Annotated in this window: 16 protein-coding genes; 13 read left to right on the forward strand and 3 right to left on the reverse strand. The window is 42.6% G+C overall.

Annotation, left to right across the window (positions count from 1 at the left end):
- Positions 1 to 4 precede the first annotated feature (4 nt).
- From DWX23_RS08175 to DWX23_RS08195, 5 genes are all read left to right on the forward strand, one after another.
- Entirely contained in the window at positions 5 to 1,831 is a 1,827-nt protein-coding gene (locus tag DWX23_RS08175) for a cobalamin B12-binding domain-containing protein (RefSeq protein ID WP_147382526.1), read from the forward strand.
- Positions 1,828 to 3,081 carry an NAD/NADP-dependent octopine/nopaline dehydrogenase family protein gene (locus tag DWX23_RS08180; RefSeq protein WP_122374118.1) on the forward strand — a complete coding sequence of 418 codons (1,254 nt, stop codon included), beginning with the start codon at positions 1,828 to 1,830 and terminating at the stop codon, positions 3,079 to 3,081. The genes DWX23_RS08175 and DWX23_RS08180 overlap by 4 nt, the downstream gene beginning before the upstream one ends.
- A gap of 1 nt (position 3,082) precedes the next feature.
- Complete coding sequence (locus DWX23_RS08185; protein WP_122374119.1) at positions 3,083 to 4,144, forward strand: sugar-transfer associated ATP-grasp domain-containing protein; 1,062 nt, start codon at positions 3,083 to 3,085, stop codon at positions 4,142 to 4,144.
- 20 nt (positions 4,145 to 4,164) lie between these two features.
- Complete coding sequence (locus DWX23_RS08190; protein ID WP_122374120.1) at positions 4,165 to 5,109, forward strand: aldo/keto reductase; 945 nt, start codon at positions 4,165 to 4,167, stop codon at positions 5,107 to 5,109.
- 137 nt (positions 5,110 to 5,246) lie between these two features.
- Positions 5,247 to 6,383, forward strand: a complete 1,137-nt coding sequence (locus DWX23_RS08195) for a DegT/DnrJ/EryC1/StrS aminotransferase family protein (protein WP_122374121.1) — start codon at positions 5,247 to 5,249, stop codon at positions 6,381 to 6,383.
- Positions 6,384 to 6,455: 72 nt separating this feature from the next.
- Here the strand turns inward: DWX23_RS08195 and DWX23_RS08200 are convergent, their stop codons facing one another.
- The 3 genes from DWX23_RS08200 to DWX23_RS08210 are packed head-to-tail and all read right to left on the reverse strand — an operon-like array spanning position 6,456 to position 7,710.
- A complete protein-coding gene (locus DWX23_RS08200) occupies positions 6,456 to 6,758 on the reverse strand; it encodes a hypothetical protein (RefSeq protein WP_122374122.1) in 303 nt (100 codons plus the stop codon).
- A 33-nt stretch (positions 6,759 to 6,791) separates the two neighbouring features.
- Entirely contained in the window at positions 6,792 to 7,247 is a 456-nt protein-coding gene (locus tag DWX23_RS08205; RefSeq protein WP_122374123.1) for a glucosaminidase domain-containing protein, read from the reverse strand.
- A gap of 13 nt (positions 7,248 to 7,260) precedes the next feature.
- Positions 7,261 to 7,710: an HU family DNA-binding protein gene (locus DWX23_RS08210; protein WP_122353031.1), complete on the reverse strand. Its 450-nt coding sequence runs from the start codon at positions 7,708 to 7,710 to the stop codon at positions 7,261 to 7,263.
- Positions 7,711 to 7,954: 244 nt separating this feature from the next.
- Here DWX23_RS08210 and DWX23_RS08215 point away from each other — a divergent pair, with 244 nt between their 5' ends.
- The 8 genes from DWX23_RS08215 (at position 7,955) to DWX23_RS08245 (ending at position 16,363) form a co-directional block, all read left to right on the forward strand.
- A complete protein-coding gene (locus tag DWX23_RS08215; protein ID WP_122353032.1) occupies positions 7,955 to 8,176 on the forward strand; it encodes a DUF4248 domain-containing protein in 222 nt (73 codons plus the stop codon).
- A gap of 255 nt (positions 8,177 to 8,431) precedes the next feature.
- On the forward strand, positions 8,432 to 8,995 hold the full coding sequence (locus DWX23_RS25120) for a hypothetical protein (RefSeq protein WP_233587539.1): 564 nt from the start codon (positions 8,432 to 8,434) through the stop codon (positions 8,993 to 8,995).
- Entirely contained in the window at positions 8,976 to 10,322 is a 1,347-nt protein-coding gene (locus DWX23_RS08225; RefSeq protein WP_122374124.1) for a DnaB-like helicase C-terminal domain-containing protein, read from the forward strand. Before DWX23_RS25120 ends, DWX23_RS08225 begins: the two co-directional genes overlap by 20 nt.
- Positions 10,322 to 11,326, forward strand: coding sequence for a CHC2 zinc finger domain-containing protein (locus tag DWX23_RS08230; protein ID WP_233587541.1), 1,005 nt, complete (start codon positions 10,322 to 10,324; stop codon positions 11,324 to 11,326). The genes DWX23_RS08225 and DWX23_RS08230 overlap by 1 nt, the downstream gene beginning before the upstream one ends.
- Before the next feature lie 8 nt (positions 11,327 to 11,334).
- Positions 11,335 to 11,790, forward strand: a complete 456-nt coding sequence (locus tag DWX23_RS25125) for a hypothetical protein (protein ID WP_233587542.1) — start codon at positions 11,335 to 11,337, stop codon at positions 11,788 to 11,790.
- 28 nt (positions 11,791 to 11,818) lie between these two features.
- A complete protein-coding gene (locus DWX23_RS08235; RefSeq protein ID WP_122374125.1) occupies positions 11,819 to 13,282 on the forward strand; it encodes a capsule assembly Wzi family protein in 1,464 nt (487 codons plus the stop codon).
- Positions 13,270 to 13,659, forward strand: coding sequence for a lipocalin-like domain-containing protein (locus DWX23_RS08240; protein ID WP_122353036.1), 390 nt, complete (start codon positions 13,270 to 13,272; stop codon positions 13,657 to 13,659). Before DWX23_RS08235 ends, DWX23_RS08240 begins: the two co-directional genes overlap by 13 nt.
- A gap of 307 nt (positions 13,660 to 13,966) precedes the next feature.
- Complete coding sequence (locus DWX23_RS08245; RefSeq protein ID WP_122374126.1) at positions 13,967 to 16,363, forward strand: SLBB domain-containing protein; 2,397 nt, start codon at positions 13,967 to 13,969, stop codon at positions 16,361 to 16,363.
- The last annotated feature ends 15 nt before the right edge of the window (positions 16,364 to 16,378 follow it).

Here is a 16,378-nt window from a genome sequence, read left to right on the forward strand (position 1 = left end):
AATTATGTGCAACAATTTATTTATAGCTTCCACATTGGCAAATGACCCTCATACTGAAGGTATGCATCAAGCTGCTAAAATTGCAAAATTAGCAGGTATAGAGTGTGTCTTATTGCAGCCATCGATTGATTTGAAGGATTTGTGTAAGGCAATAAAAGAATATCATCCCAGATATATTGGAATGAGTTATCGGCTAACTCCAGAAATAGGTTGTATAGAATTGGAAAAAGCCATAAACTATATGTACTTTGAAGGCGTGATTAGAGATACGGATGATGTGAAAATTTGTTTTTCAGGATTGCCTAAAACTATTGAAATGCTGAAAAATAAGATTGCTCATTTCCCTTTGAAAGTGGAGTTGTGTGAACAGTATTCTGATGCATTGGATAGAGCAAAAGAGACTATAGCCTTTTTTGATATTAGAGATCGAGAAAAGGTTTTGGATATGTTAAAGGAAGAAATTGTACCGAAAGGAATTGAATTATTGGATGAATTGGCAGATGAAATAGTTTGTAATGACAACTATAAAAATGAACCTCCTTTACGTATCCCGTCTGATAAAGCTTTGGTTGATTATACCTTGAGAATACAAGAATCTCCAATTCCTGTACTTCGTACTCATTTTGGAATTCCGGACAAGACGATTATACCAACAATAGAGGGCATAAAGGAAATAGCTGATGCTCGTGTCATTGATGAAGTGTCGTTGGGTTCTTCTGATCTGTCACAGCGTTACTTTGGACATCCTGAGATGTTTGATGGGAAAAAGAATGACGGTGGTGTTCCTTATAAGACACCGCAAGATCTTCATGATTTGTTCTTGGCTACTCGACGAGGAAACTTTCCGTCACTCAAACCTTATTGTCATGTGACAGATTTGGTAAACTTTATTCATACTTGTCTTGAAACTGGAGCATTGCAAGGTGCTCATCAAGCCGTTCCTCTCTTTTGGTTTAACGAGATGGATGGGCGTGGGCCGATGACTGTTCGGGAATCAATTTTTGAACATTTTCAGGCAGTTAAAGAATTGGCAAAGTATGGAATACCGGTGGAAATGAACGACCCGAACCAGTGGAGTTCTCGCTGGGCACATGACACAATCATTACAACTAGTTATGCTTTGATTTCAGCAGTGATGACTGTTTGTGGTGTGAAAGACAAGGTGTTCCAAATGCAGATGAATAAACCAAAAGAAACAGGCGACTATGCGGACTTGGCAAAGATGCAAGCAGGAATGTACTTTGGCAAGCTGTTTTCAATTTCTGGTCAAAAAATCTATCGTGAGTGTCGAACTGGCATTGAATCACTCAGTCCAGACATGAAGAAAGCTAAATGGCAATTGGGGCGTTCAACTCTTCTTCAAATGTGTCTTGACCCGCATATAATTCACATCGTAAGTTATTGTGAAGCCAATTATGCTGCTCGTCCTGCTGATATCATAGACAGTTCAAGACTCATCCGTCGTGCCATCAAAGTATTCCGTCAGCACGAACTTGACATCAAGAAAGAACTGGAAAATCCGCTTATTAATGAGCGTCGTGACTATCTCATTAAAGAAACTGAGTATCTGCTTGATCAGATAGCAAGAATTAATCCTCGTTATCAGCCGGGACCTACATCTTCGCTTCTACCATATGTGGCAGATGCTGATGTACTTTCAACAGCGATAGAGAATCATATAATTTGTGCTCCTGGTATTATAAATCCGAAATACAAAGGAGATTTCGTAACTCGTCCTATGAAATATGGAATGATAAATTTGGTAAATAATTATGATAAGCCGACTGTCATTTCAGAACGTCAGCGATTATTTAATACTAAACTACTATGACAATAGGTATTTATGGTTTTAGTTCTCAGAGTGGAAAGGCTTTTTTAGCAGACTATCTAGCCAAAGGTTATGATGTAATAGGTTATACAAGAGCAACAGAACATGGACAAGCTGTCATAGACTATATTCATACAGCGAATGGTCTGTATCTGGAAAGACCTGTCAACAAAAATAATGAGAATACAAAGTTTGTAACTCTTACTCCTAACAGCAAGGTCACTTCTGACTTGAAGCTACTTGTAGAATTATCAGATATCATCATTATTGCTTTGCCTTCCATCTATCAAGAAGGTGCAATAGAGCAGATGTGCCAGGCTGGAGTGTGGAAACGTCGTATTCCTATTGTACTTTCACCTTCTCGTACAATTGCTACTCCTTATTTGTGGAAGATATTGGGTGAACGTTACCCCATTGTATGTTTCTCTACATGTCCTTATTCTTGTAAAGCACCGAGATTGGATACCTCTCTTATTAAGAGACGTAAGCGTACTTGGGTTGCTTCGTTGGAAGGCGATTTTACAAATGAGCAGCGTAAAATAATCAAAGTATTGTTCCCGCAAGCAGCTTTGACGAAAGTTCCGGCTCTCACCTCTCTAAACAACATTGGAGCAGTGTTTCATTGTGCAACTTATTTACTAAATATTGACGAGATAGAGAGAAGGAAACAAACAGGCGAAATATTTTCATTCTATATGGATGGTATTGCTGTTCGTCCCGAAGTGGGAGAGGTACTGGAACAGATAGATCAAGTGAGACTTCAAATAGCAGCGACTTTGGGAATTGAAGTGTTTGGTTTGAAGCAGAGACCTCGTGAAGATGTTTGGAGAAAGTTGATTAATGGTTTAAGAGCTTTAGAAGATGAACACGAAGGTGAGATAGAAGTGCTTCGTAGCATTCGCAAACAATTTATGCAGTATCTCAATAACAGTGTTCTCTCTGCATCTCATTGGCTTGACATTACTTATGGAGTGATTCGTGATGAAAATGAAACATTGAGCCAGACTATTGGAAGAACACCAACATACCAGAAAAATTCAGTGCCACAGGAAAGATATATGACTGAAGATATTCCAACTGGTCTTGTTCCTTTTGAAGCATTGGCCAAGATGCTTAATATAGATTGTACAATAGTAACAGAGATTATAAACAGGTATGACAAAATTACAAAAAAGGATGTAAGAAGTATAGGACGTAACTTGCATGATTTTGATAAGGAATACATTTTGAATTATCTTAAGGGGGTATATTAAGATGAAGAATAGTCTAAAAGAAATTGTATATCAATTTCCTATCTTTTGGCAAGTGGTTTTGCACAAAACATATCACCTTTTAATTTTAAAAGGTGATATAAAATTTACCGTAAATCGATTGATTGAAACTTTTGTTCCAGAGGAGAAGCAAAGGGATACTGAGTACATAGATTTTTTGAAAAAAGATATTTTTCGTTGTTTTGTAAAGTATCTTGCAAAGCCATATGAATATTTTTTGTTGGAATTTGAACACAAAAGCGAAGAAGAGCGCAACGAAATGTTGACCGATATTGTAAAAGACATTTATTGTTGCAAATATGCTAAGATTGAGAAACAGCGCGAGGTGAGTGATAAGTTCCTTTTTTACGATCGTATGAAGCCTTATTTTAAAAGGGAGGCTTGTGTGGTAATAGATGAAAATAACAGGAGATCTTTTATTGAGTTTACAGAGAAGTATCATCGTTTCATTGCCAAACCGAACGGAGGATCTTTTGGTCAGAACACAAATATTTTTAATACAACAGAAATTAGTGCCGAGAAATTATTTGAGCAGTTGATTGCTAAAGGCACAAAATGGATTATTGAAGAGTTGATAATTCAATCTCCAGAGATGGCTGAGTTCAATCCTTCATCTGTAAATTCTGTAAGAGTACCGACTTTTAGGACTAAATTCGGGATTGTGATTGAAGGTACATTTATGCGTACCGGTCGAAAAGGGGCGGTTGTAGATAATGCCGGATCAGGTGGTATATTTGTAAAGGTTGACGAGAATACTGGTGAGATTATTAGCGATGGCTGTACCGAGACAGGCAAACGTTATAAGCTTCATCCTGATTCTCTTGTTCTATTTAAGGGGTTTCATATTCCTCAGTGGAAAGAACTTGTGAAACTTGCAAAAGCTTGCCATGAGGCTTTACCTGATCATAAATATGTTGGTTGGGACTTTGCTCTCACCCCCAAAGGCTGGGTACTTATGGAAGGTAATTGGGGACAATTTCTTTGTCAGCAAGTCTCAGGACAAAGAGCCTATAAGAAAAGATTTATTGAGTTAATAAAAAGTTGAACAATATAATTTATTACCATATGGAAAAATTTAAGTTGCATAATGGTGTTGAAATGCCAAAAGTTGGTTTGGGTACTTATCTGATTGACAATAAAATCCTTCCGGTTACATTGATGGAAGCTTATGAGTTGGGATACAGAAAATTTGACACGGCTTGGCGATATAAAAACGAGAAAGTAATTACCAAGACTTTCTTCAAAGACAATGGATTGAAGCGCGAGGATATCTTTATAACGACAAAAGTTAATTCAAGTGGTATGTTTTTGTTTGGTTGGCATGGATATTCAGATTGGATTCATCGTACTGCAAATATTCGTTACAGAACAGTTAAGCAAGCAATAGAAGCTTCGTTTAAGAATTTGGGGTTGGATTACATCGATCTTTTCTTAGTTCACGCTGTTTGTCCATGGTACCTTGAAATGTATGAAGTATTGACCAATATGTATCATCAAGGGCGCATTCGCGCTATCGGAGTATCATCGTTTCTTCCTCCGCATATTGAGTCTTTAAAAGAGGTCTCGGATGTTGTACCTATGGTTAACCAGTTTGAGATTTCACCTCTGAATACCCAAAAGGATTTAATAAAATATTGTCAAGATAAAGGTGTTGTTCCTGAAGCAATGTCAACTCTAAGCCACTATCACTCTAATGATGTGCGCAAAGAGATCGTAGAAAACGAGATAATTATTGATATCGCAGAGAAAATGGACAAAAGTCCAGCGCAGATTGTTTGGCGTTGGTTGTATCAACAGGGAGTAAGTATTATTCCAAAGACTTGGAATAAAGGACATTTGAAAGAGAATATATCAATATTTGATTTTGAACTTTCTATAGAGAATATGATGGCAATAGATAATTTGGATAAGGGCGAGTTTCTTAATTATAACATCTATAGCAAACTACAATATTTGCCAGAGAAATATAAAGGTTGGTCGAGTTTTAAGAATAAAAATTTTGTTGAATAAGAATTGCACAAAGACTAGAAATATAAGAATAACACCATTATTAAGTGGTAAGCGTGTGGAGAAATTTTTTCATACTCAATCGGAATACCTTATAAAATAGGGTTGTTATAAATAGAGTATTAATATCATATATATTTATGGATAAAACAATTTATCTTTCTCTTGCCCATATGTCCGGTCATGAGCAAGATTTTATTAAAGAAGCATTTGATACCAATTGGGTGGTTCCTTTGGGACCAAATGTAAATGCTTTTGAAAAAGAGCTAGCCCAATATATAAAAAAAGATCGCTATATTGTCGCATTATCTTCCGGTACAGCCGCCCTTCACCTAGGCCTTATCGAACTAGGAGTGCAAGCAGGCGACGAAGTCGTCTGCCAGTCCTTTACTTTTGCTGCTTCTGCTAATCCGATAGCGTATCAGTCAGCGACTCCGGTCTATGTAGATAGTGAGCAGGATACCTGGAATATGAGTCCCTTATTCCTGGAGGAAGCGATCAAGGACCGTCTGCGTAAAACCGGAAAATTACCGAAAGCCATTGTTCCGGTCCATCTATACGGCATGCCTGCAAAAATGGATGAAATTATGGCTATTGCTTCTCATTACGGAATACCCGTTTTGGAAGATGCCGCTGAAGCTTTGGGTTCAGAATATAAAGGACGGAAATGTGGTACTTTCGGAGAATTTGCTGCATTATCGTTCAATGGGAATAAAATGATTACGACTTCCGGCGGTGGCGCTTTAGTTTGTTCAACGGAAGAACAAGCCAAACGGACGATGTTTTATGCCACCCAGGCTAGGGAGAATGCTCCACATTACCAGCATGAATGTATCGGATATAACTATCGTATGAGTAATATTTGTGCCGGGATCGGTAGAGGACAGATGTTTGTACTGGATGAACATATAGCACGGCGTAGGGCAATACATCAGTTGTATACGGATTTATTGAAAGATGTTTCGGGAGTTACGGTTCAGCAAAATCCATCGGAGGATTTCGATTCGAACTTCTGGCTGACCTGTATTCTGGTTGATCCGGAAAAGGCAGGCTTTAGCCGTGAAGATGTCCGGTTACATCTAGCAGAAGAAAATATAGAAACACGTCCTTTATGGAAACCGATGCATCTGCAACCGGTATTTAAGCAATCACCTTTTTATGGTGACGGGGCATCGGAGAGATTGTTTGATAAAGGACTTTGTCTACCTTCCGGTCCGACACTGACGGATGATGATATTTGCAGGGTGGTGAATGAGATAAAGAGTTTGGTAAAATAAGCTATCTATAGTATTGTATAAACAGAAAGTCTGCTATTTCCACCCTTTTGTGAAAATAACAGACTTTTTTGCTCATCCGATCAACAATTTATAAAGACTCCCGATCATTCCGAAAGCCATCAGGCATAAACCGGCAATCTCTATAGGTTCGACATGGTGTTTGTCTCCCCAGTCTCCCTGGACGAGAGCGATAGTATCGCCCCGATGCAAGTCAGGGTCACTTCCGTTTCCCGCATCAGAAGGGAGAGAAGGCTCAGGAGGAGCAGGCATAGGATCAGGACAGGGGCAGTCACCGGCTGCCGGTTTTCGCTTGCGGGGAAAGATGATCCGGGCAAGCTGGGTGAGGAAGGCGAGGATCGTTTCAAGGTACTTCATGTTAATTGAAAATTATAAATTGAATATTGAAAATTAAAGAGATGAGTCGGTTAGCTTGGTAATCGATTGAGAAATCGAGACCAGCATCCGGCGGTAGGCTTCCCGGTTATCACCGTTTACTTCGCTGATGTATTTGCTGTAACCGATTTTGAGGGCAAAGGCTGCAGGTTTGTAGCTGACGTCGGCGGCATCGGCGTAGGCATGGCGGATCAGGCGGCCATAGTCCATGAAGGAGTGTAACGGGGCGGGATACGTACGGAAGGAGAGGGAGTCGGCACTTAGCTGTGCGGAGGTTCCTGTCCACCAGACGTTCTTTTTCCCGTAAGCGGTGATACCGAAAAAGTTATGATACCGCAGGCAAAGGTCACTTTGTCCCCAACCTGTTTCGATGGCCGCTTGTGCCAGGATAACAACCGGATTGATCCGGAAAGCTTCCCCCGCCTTTTGAGCCAGGGGAAGATACTTGGTGATAAAATCCTTTTTAGTCATAGCCTATAGGGAATTATTCGATTTCCGGTCTGTCGCTGCCACCTTCTTCTTTCTTTTCTTCCGGATCGGAGAAGGCATCGAGGCGGTCGTAACTTGTACCGGAGATCAGCTGGCGTAACATGGCGCCGGGGGTAAAGACGATACGAGGTTTCTTGAACATCATAGGGTCGAAATCTTTCAGGGTATTGGAACCCTTACTTCCGGCTACCATGCGGAAGTTACCGAATTCTCCCATTTGAATCACATTGCCGCTTTCGAGCAGCATACAGAGAACATAAATCAGACCATCGATAACCAGTTCTACTTCACCGGGTTTGGCGGTGCAATAACCGGATACCAGTTTACACAGTTTTTTGAAAGTAGTCTTCTCCATCGAACGGATCTGACCGTAATACAACTGAGCGCCTTGGGCTGCTCCTTTGCTCATGTCCTTTTTGAGGACGATTCGATACTTTAATGGCATAACTTTGTAATTGAAAATTGATAATTGAAGATTGAAAATTAGTGATGGATTCGGAAGGAATTAACCGGTGTTTTCTCTTGAATTCATTACAAATATACGATGCAGATATAAGGTGAATGAACCGAATGGAACTCAATGGGTATTTAGGGGAACTTTTTGTTGATTTTATTTCATAATATAGTTGGTATGTCAGGATTGTTTTGTACATTTAGGGAGTGATAAAATAATTTAAAATCATATTATTATGAAAGAACTATTTCAACAAAAAGCATACGGATGGCAAGAATTGGCTGTCCTTTATGCTCCGGGATTAACTCCTCATTCTGCATCGAGAAGACTTACACATTGGGTGATAATAAATAAAGAACTGTACGAACGTCTGATACGTTCCGGGTGGATTAAAGGAGTCCGTATTCTTTCTCCTTTGCAAGTCGCAATTATTGTGGATTTTTTAGGCGAACCATAATACCTTGTGTATGCAAAAAAACAATTGTTTTTGATTTCGAATACAACTGTTTTTGCTTACAAATACAATTGTTTTTGTGACTGAATACAATTGTATTTTATTTAATCGATAAATTTTAATAATCAAAACGCATAAAAAGAATGAATCCCTTTTCTTTTATTCTTATATATAATGTAGGGATTTGACAACCTTCAGGCAGGAGGTGGTGTATAGGGTTGATTTACTGTATTTTATGTGTGACAAACAAACGGCATTATGGAAATAGCTGAAAATGAGAATGTTTATACGGATGTTAAGGCCTTGATCTATTTTGGAAAATCTTATTTAAAAATACCTCGTGTAATCATAGAACGGATGTCCTCATCCAATAATAGTGAACGTATGATCGGAATAGTACATTGGTTGCTGTTTTGTTTTTGCAATTATGCCGATGGCTATGTGTCGATCAAAGGAAAACAAGAAGTTTGCCATAGAGGAGAATGCATCATCACTTACGAAAAGTTAGCCCGGTTAATGATGGTGGATAGCCGTTCGGTCAGAAGGTATGTCCACTCGCTGGAAAAGGAATCTTTGATAGAAGTGAAACGGGTAGCAAACTGTAGCTGCTTCCGTGTTTGTGGTTATAACTGTTTTACGGCTTCGGATGTCCCTGTGGAAATACCGCAAGAGAGTAAGAGAACCAGAGTGACAAAGAAAACGGTTGAGCCGGACGCGATAGCTGTGCGAAGAGCGGAGGCCGAACTGAAGATTAGTCACGGGAATGTGCCTCGTACTGACCTTCTAAAAACCTGCTGTGAATATGGAAAAGAATGTAATTGAAAGAGCTTTGCTCTGTTCTTTGTTTCTGGACCAGGTGGCGATTCTGGAAGTGGTCGGGTTGTTGCGTCCGGAGATGTTTTCCGATCCGGATCATGGGTTTATTTACGAGGCTTTTACCGATTTGTTTAACCGGAATAAACGTCCTGACCTGATCCTGGTGGAAGAGGAAATGAAAAAGAAAGACCCGGAGCGTTACCTGAAGATGGGAGGCATAGCGTACTTGTCGGATGGAATGGAGACGGTTCGCCTGGAATATAATGCCGTTGAGTATGCGCGCGAAATCCTTCGTCATTATCTGTTGGCTTGTATGCACAAGCTGTTTGTACAAAAAGCATCGGAATGCCTGCAATACGGTACGGACTACCAGAAAGTGATAGAAGACTGCGAGCGCGATTTACTGCGTTTGCGAATGGATAATTCGGAGTCAGACTCGCTTCAGCCGCTTAGTGAAGTGATGAAACAATCTATAGACATTCATCTCGACCGGATGAGCCATAAGGACGATCCGGTGCGCATGCTGACCGGTATCAGCGGGCTGGACGGACTGACGGGAGGACTTTACCGGAAAGAAGTGCTGGTGTTGGGCGGTCTTCCGAGTGACGGAAAGACGGCGTTGGCGATGTTTATGGCGATGAATTTGGCTTGCAAGGGGAAGCATGTGCTTCATTTTAGTTTTGAAATGACCGGGGATCAGACTGCCGCTCGTTTTTTTGCCGGTTATGCCGGTGTGGAGGCAGCCCGACTGCGTATCGGGGGACTTCGGGAGGAGGATATCGATCGGATGAAACGGTATGCCTCCGGTATGGAAAGAATGCCTTATTATTTTGCGAATGTTTCTTCTATGAGCCTCGAGGCATTGCGGGCGGAGGTGATGCTCCGGAGCCGGAAGGGCGAATGCGATGCTGTCGTGATCGATTACCTGCATACACTTGCTCCACCGACGAAAAAGGGGGAGACGCAGGAGTCTGTGATCCGTAATACCATAACGGCATTGAAACGTATTGCAGTGGAGGCTAATTGTGCCATGTTGGTCGTTTCGCAGTTGAACCGAGAGGTGTTGAAACGTGCCGAGAATGGTTTTGTTCCGATGATGAGCGATTTACGTGATTCGGGAGCCATTGAGTTTGTGGCGGATTGTGTGGTGATCATCAATCGTCCGGAACGTTTCGAGAAGAATCCGGACAAATACGGAGAGAATGCCTCACACCTGGTCAAGTTGTATGTCCTGAAGAATCGTAACGGATCGACAGGTATTGCCGAGCTATACAGGAATGATACCTATACGTCTTTTGTGAATCCGGGTGGTAACTTACATTTTGAAGATTGATGAACAGACTGGAAATTTCATCATTCAAGGAACGGGTCGATCTGGTAAAGGTGGTCGGCCATTTCCTGACACTCGAAAAGAAAGGGGCGGCTTATCTGGGATTGTGTCCTTTCCATGACGATCATCATCCCTCGTTGCGGGTAGATCCGGTAAAAGGGGTATACCACTGTTTTAGTTGCGGGGCAGGAGGGGATGTTTTTCGTTTTGTACAGGAAAAGGAAGGATGCGGTTTTAGTGAGGCGGTCCGTATCTGTGCGGATATCTGTCGTTTGTCCGTTCCCGTACCTGATGCGGGAGTACGGAAGCTGGTAAAGCAACTGGCCGGAAAGGATAGTTCCCGTGCGGTTTCACATCAGGCGAAGAGGCAGACTGTTGCTCCTACGGTTGAAGAGAATCGACAGTATGGGCAGACGTTACTGCCGTATGATCCGGGGATGGAAGAGCTGGTGAAGACGTATGTTGCTTTTGGAGTGGGTATTGCACCGGCTGTCGTGCCGGATGCCTGGAAATTTACACGCGGGCGGATTGTCTTCCCGATTCATAATGCCGGAGGGGAATTGGTCGCTTTTGCAGCCCGTTACAAGGGGGAATTGCCTTCCAAAAAGATCGCAAAGTATCTGAATAGTGAGACCTGTACTATTTATAAAAAAGATGAATTACTTTATGGTTGGCACCGGGCGGTAGAGACTGTGCGTGAAACAGGAGTGGTTTTCCTGACTGAAGGATATAAGGATACGTTAGCGATGCATGCGGCTGGTTTTACTAATACGGTTGCTATATGTGGCACGAATTTGTCGGAACATCATATTGCCATGCTTCGGAAGGTGGCTTCTACGGTTTGTCTGTTTCTGGATGCCGACGAAGCAGGACGGAAGACGGTGGCAGAGGTTATTCCAAAACTGTATAAAGCCGGTTTGCAAGTGGTGGATATACTTCCGGAAAGAGGAAAGGATGCGGATGAGATGTTCCGCCTGATGGGGCGTGAGGTATTTATCCGGTGGTGAAAAAAGGGATGCTCCCTCCGGCGAGACGGAGAGCGGAGTCGTTGTTGGTTGCTGCCTGTCACCGTTGGCCGGATACATGTTGCCTGACGGAAGAAGGGGAAGAAGTTCTTTATGTGGATAATATCCGGAAGATTCTTTCCTGTGACGATTTGTTACCGGGAGATAGTCTGATATCTTTGCCTGATGCAGAACTGCAAAGCCTCCGGGCGGAGGATAAAGAGCTGGATAAACAGTATGCTTTGCATACGGATCCGTTGCATAGTGACCGGGTGCGTCGCAGTGAATTGGTCCGTTATCTTTTTCTGGGTTATTTGGAGGTACGCCTGGTTGATCGTGTCCGGCAGGACCTCTATCGTTTATCACGTACTTTTGCCGATGAAGAGTCGCGTGTTCTTTTATTATCTGATTTACAGTATCAACGAAATTATTTAAGTAGCGTCTCCTGTGAATTGGGCAGGAGATAATCAGCATCTTATTTTATATCTGAAATAAATGAAAATAGTATCAGACTTAATTCTTTTGGGAAGTATGTGTATACTTCCTTTAACTTCTTATGCTCAGTTTACCAAAGGTTTGAGCTACCGGGCGGAGACTGGCGTCAGTTTTAGCGGAGGGGAACATACACCTTTCTGGCTGACAGCTAATAAACAAGGGCTTTCGTCTATTGAAAAGAATAATGGTTATCTACGTGCCGGGATTTTCCGGGAGATGGAAGAGGATAAACGCTTTTCGTATGCTTTCGGGGCGGATCTGGCTGTAGCCTATAATTTTACATCTACATTCATTGTCCAGCAATTATATGCGGACTTGAAATATCGTTGCCTGGGACTGAGTATCGGCAGCAAGGAACGGTATAGTGAATTCAATAATCCGCTTTTAAGTAGCGGGGGATTGACGTTTTCGGGGAATGCTCGTCCCATTCCGCAAGTGCGTATCGGTATTCCGGAATATACCGTTGTACCGGGGACAAAAGGCTGGCTGGCCTTTAAAGGCCATATTGCTTATGGCATGTTTACGGATGATGGTTGGCAGAAGGATTTTGTAGCTCCGGGAAATAAATATACGGAACATGTGCTTTATCATTCCAAAGATCTGTACGTGAAGGTTGGTAATCGGGAGAAATTCCCGCTGATCTTTGAAGGAGGGCTGGAGATGGCTGCACAGTTCGGAGGGAATGCGTTTATCGGGAATGGAAAGATCGATATGCCGAATGGGATCAAGGATTTCTTTAAAGTGTTTATTCCGAGCGGAGGAAGTAGTGATACTCCAATGGGAGAGCAAACGAATATCTATGGGAACCATTTAGGTAGTTGGAACTTTTCACTCACCTGGTATGCTCCGCAGGACTGGACGGTTCGTCCTTATTATGAACATTATTTTGAGGATCACTCACAGATGTTCGGGGAATATGGCTGGAAGGACTGCCTGGCAGGGATAGAAATAACGTTCCCTAAAAATCCAATTATTAACAGTTTTGTTTACGAATATATTTCAACAAAGAATCAGACAGGTCCTGTTTATTGGGATCATACACCGGAGATACCGGAACAGGTGAGTGGATCTGATAATTATTATAATCATGGTATTTATACCGGCTGGCAACATTGGGGAATGGGAATCGGAAATCCTTTAGTGATATCTCCTGTTTATAATAAGGATGGAGACATCAGTTTTAAGAGTTCGCGTATGCAGGGACATCATTTTGGAATCATGGGAAATCCTTGTGCCGATCTGCAATATCGTATTCTCTTATCAGTTACTCGCAACTGGGGTACTTATAACTTACCTTTTTATGAAATCAAAAAGAACGGAAACGCTTTAGCTGAATTAAAATATACTCCCCATAAGTTGAAAGGCTGGGATTTCACCGCATCATTGGGACTAGACCGGGGTGCTATGTTGGGTAAAAGTATTGGTGGTATGTTAACAATCAGAAAAACAGGATGGATACGATGAAAAGATATATAATAGCCGTGCTGCTAATATTGATAGTTAGCGCTTGCGGGAAAACACCGATTAACGGAGATTTGGATGGTCGTTGGCAGATCATGAAAATAGAATATGCTTCCGGAGAAGAAGAAACACCGGAGCGGGCTTATTATAGTGTGGCCTTGCATACGATCAACCTGATGCAAGTCGGTGTTACGAGCCAAACTGGAAATATGGAATATACTGGAGATTCGCTATTCGTCGAAATGCCGGTCAGTAAAATTGAAGATCTATTGCCTTTCGGCATGAATGATACGAAGCAACGTTTCGGTGTAAAAGAATTAACATCGAAACATCTGGTATTACAATCGGATTATGCCCGGTTGGAGTTCAGAAAGTTTTGATTCAGAATTTATCAATTTCGAGCTATCCCCCTTATCAAAGTGACTTAGCTATTACAGGTCTATTTGCCGTCAGTTTTAACGGACGGTTTACAAGTTTTCTCTCTTTATTGGCTTCAGCCACATTTCTCTTCAATAGAGAGACTGCTTAAATGGGACTAAAGTCCAATGAGAGAGAGTATTTACTAATCCGTTGGTTAAAACCAACGGCAAATGAACCTGTAACTAAGCATGTTTTATGTATGACTGATCGCTTGCTCGGATAGTTCACTTCTTTCTAATCTTGAAATAACAAAAAACAAATAACAATATGAATACCGTAATCAGAAATGTATTATTAGGGGGATTACTGTGGCTGGCTGTACCACTGGCAGCACAGGTACCCCAGGAGTTGATTGACAAGGCGAAAGCCGCTGGTATGACGGATGACCAGATCCGTCAGGAGATAAATAAGCGAATGGGACAATCGGGTACGACCCCGGCAACCGGGGCAGCTTCTGATGCAGTCGTTACCGACCGTGTCGTTGCTACTACCCCGGGAAAGGAAGTCCTTCCCCTGGAGCAGCAGCGCGATATGAACCGTCCGGAAAAGGATTTGAAAGAAACCGTTTTCGGACGTGAGATCTTTTCAAACAAGAATCTTTCTTTCGAGCCTGACCTCAATCTGCCGACACCCAAGAATTATATATTGTCTGCAGGAGATGAATTACTGATCAATGTCTGGGGAGATTCCGAACTGAACCTGAAACTGAAAGTTTCTGCCGAAGGAGTTATCCTGATCCCTAATCTGGGACCTGTATCGGTTAGCGGTCTTACGATCGAAGCAGCTGAAAGCCGTATCCGTCAGGAGTTGGGACGGATCATGGCCACCTTGTCCGGTAATACGGACGGAGGAAATACGTTTGTCTCAGTCAGCTTAAGCCAGATACGCAGTATCAAAGTAAATATAGTGGGCGAGGTCGTTGCCCCTGGAACCTATACGTTACCTTCTTTTGCGACCCTGTTCAATGCGCTGTATGCTGCAGGCGGTGTAAATGAGATCGGTTCGCTTCGTGGTATCAAAGTCTATCGAAACAGTAAAGAGGTAGCCAGTCTCGATGTGTACGATTATCTGCTGAACGGTAAATATAAGACCAATATCCGCCTGGAAGAGAATGATATGATAATAGTACCGACGTATGATCAGTTGGCGGTAGTGCAGGGAAAGGTAAAACGCAACCGTATCTTTGAAATGAAGAAAGGGGAGACGTTGCAACAGTTGCTCCGTATGTCGGGCGGTTTTACGGGAGATGCTTATACGAAAGATGTCCGCGTAAAGCGTAAAGCAGGCAGCCGTTATCAGATCGCCACGGTAAAGGAAGAGGCTTATCCTACCTTTGCCATGATGGACGGTGATTCTTTGCTGGTGGATTCGGTCATACCTTTTTATGAAAACCGTTTAACGATCCTGGGTGCTGTCTGGCGTCCGGGCGAATATGAGTTGAATCCGTCGGTACATACGGTGAAACAGTTGGTCGATCAGGCAGCCGGTCTGAAAGGAGATGAGTTTGCGGGTCGTGCGCAGATCACCCGTCTGAATCCGGACTTTACCACGACATTGATCGCAGTGGATATCCGTGGAATACTGAACGGAACGTCTGCGGATATAGAATTGAAGCCGGAAGATCAGTTGAATGTCCTTTCTTTATTCGATCTTCGTGAGCCTTATACGATCAAGGTTAGCGGTGCTGTGAATTTTGTTGATACGGTTCTTCCTTACCGGAATAACCTGACGGTGGAAGATGCTATAATGATGGCCGGTGGTTTGAAGGAATCTGCAGCCACCGTGAATGTGGAAGTGGCTCGCCGCATCAAAGATCCTAAAACAGAAGAGAACAGTAACCGTACGGCTGATGTCTTTAACTTCACTTTGAACGATAACCTGGGGTTGGTTCCTGCCGGTGGAAAGACAACGGATACAGTCTTTACGTTGGAGCCGTTCGATGAGGTATATGTTCGCTTTTCTCCGGGTTATCAGGAACAGCAGGTGGTGCGTATAGATGGGGAGATCACTTTCTCGGGTGATTATGTGCTTGCAGAAAAGAATTCTCGGCTGAGTGATATCATCGCTAAGGCCGGTGGGGTTACTCCTGATGCCTATATAAAAGGAGCGAGCCTGAAGCGCCAACTGACGGAAGATGAGATGCGGCGGTTGGAGACCTTGCTGGAATTGAGTTCGAACAAGGAGAGCCGTGACTCGGTGGCATTGTCGTTGGCCAATATCAAGGATTACTCAGTGGGTATCGATCTGGAGAAGGCATTGGCCAATCCCGGGAGTGCGCATGATGTGGTCCTGCGTGACGGGGATGCCCTTTATATCCCGCAGTTACAGAGTACGGTGAAGATAAACGGTGCGGTAACTTATCCGAACAGCGTCACTTACACAAAGGGTATGTCAGTGGGTAAATGTCTTTCTCAGGCGGGAGGTTATAACGATATCGCCCGTAAATATCCGATCGTGATCTACATGAACGGAAAGGTTGCAACCACGAAAAAGACTTTTATCTTCTTCAAACGTTATCCGAAGGTAGAACCCGGCTGTGAGATCGTTGTTCCGAGCAAAACACAACGTGACCGTAAGACCAGTCTGGCTGAAGTCCTGAGTATAGCCAGTTCGACGACATCGATGGCAGCAATGGTTACCTCTATCATCAATACACTGAAATAATTTTCAATTTTCAAT

Origin of the sequence: Parabacteroides sp. AF18-52, from assembly GCF_003479145.1 — a bacterium.
Lineage (GTDB): Bacteria > Bacteroidota > Bacteroidia > Bacteroidales > Tannerellaceae > Parabacteroides > Parabacteroides faecis.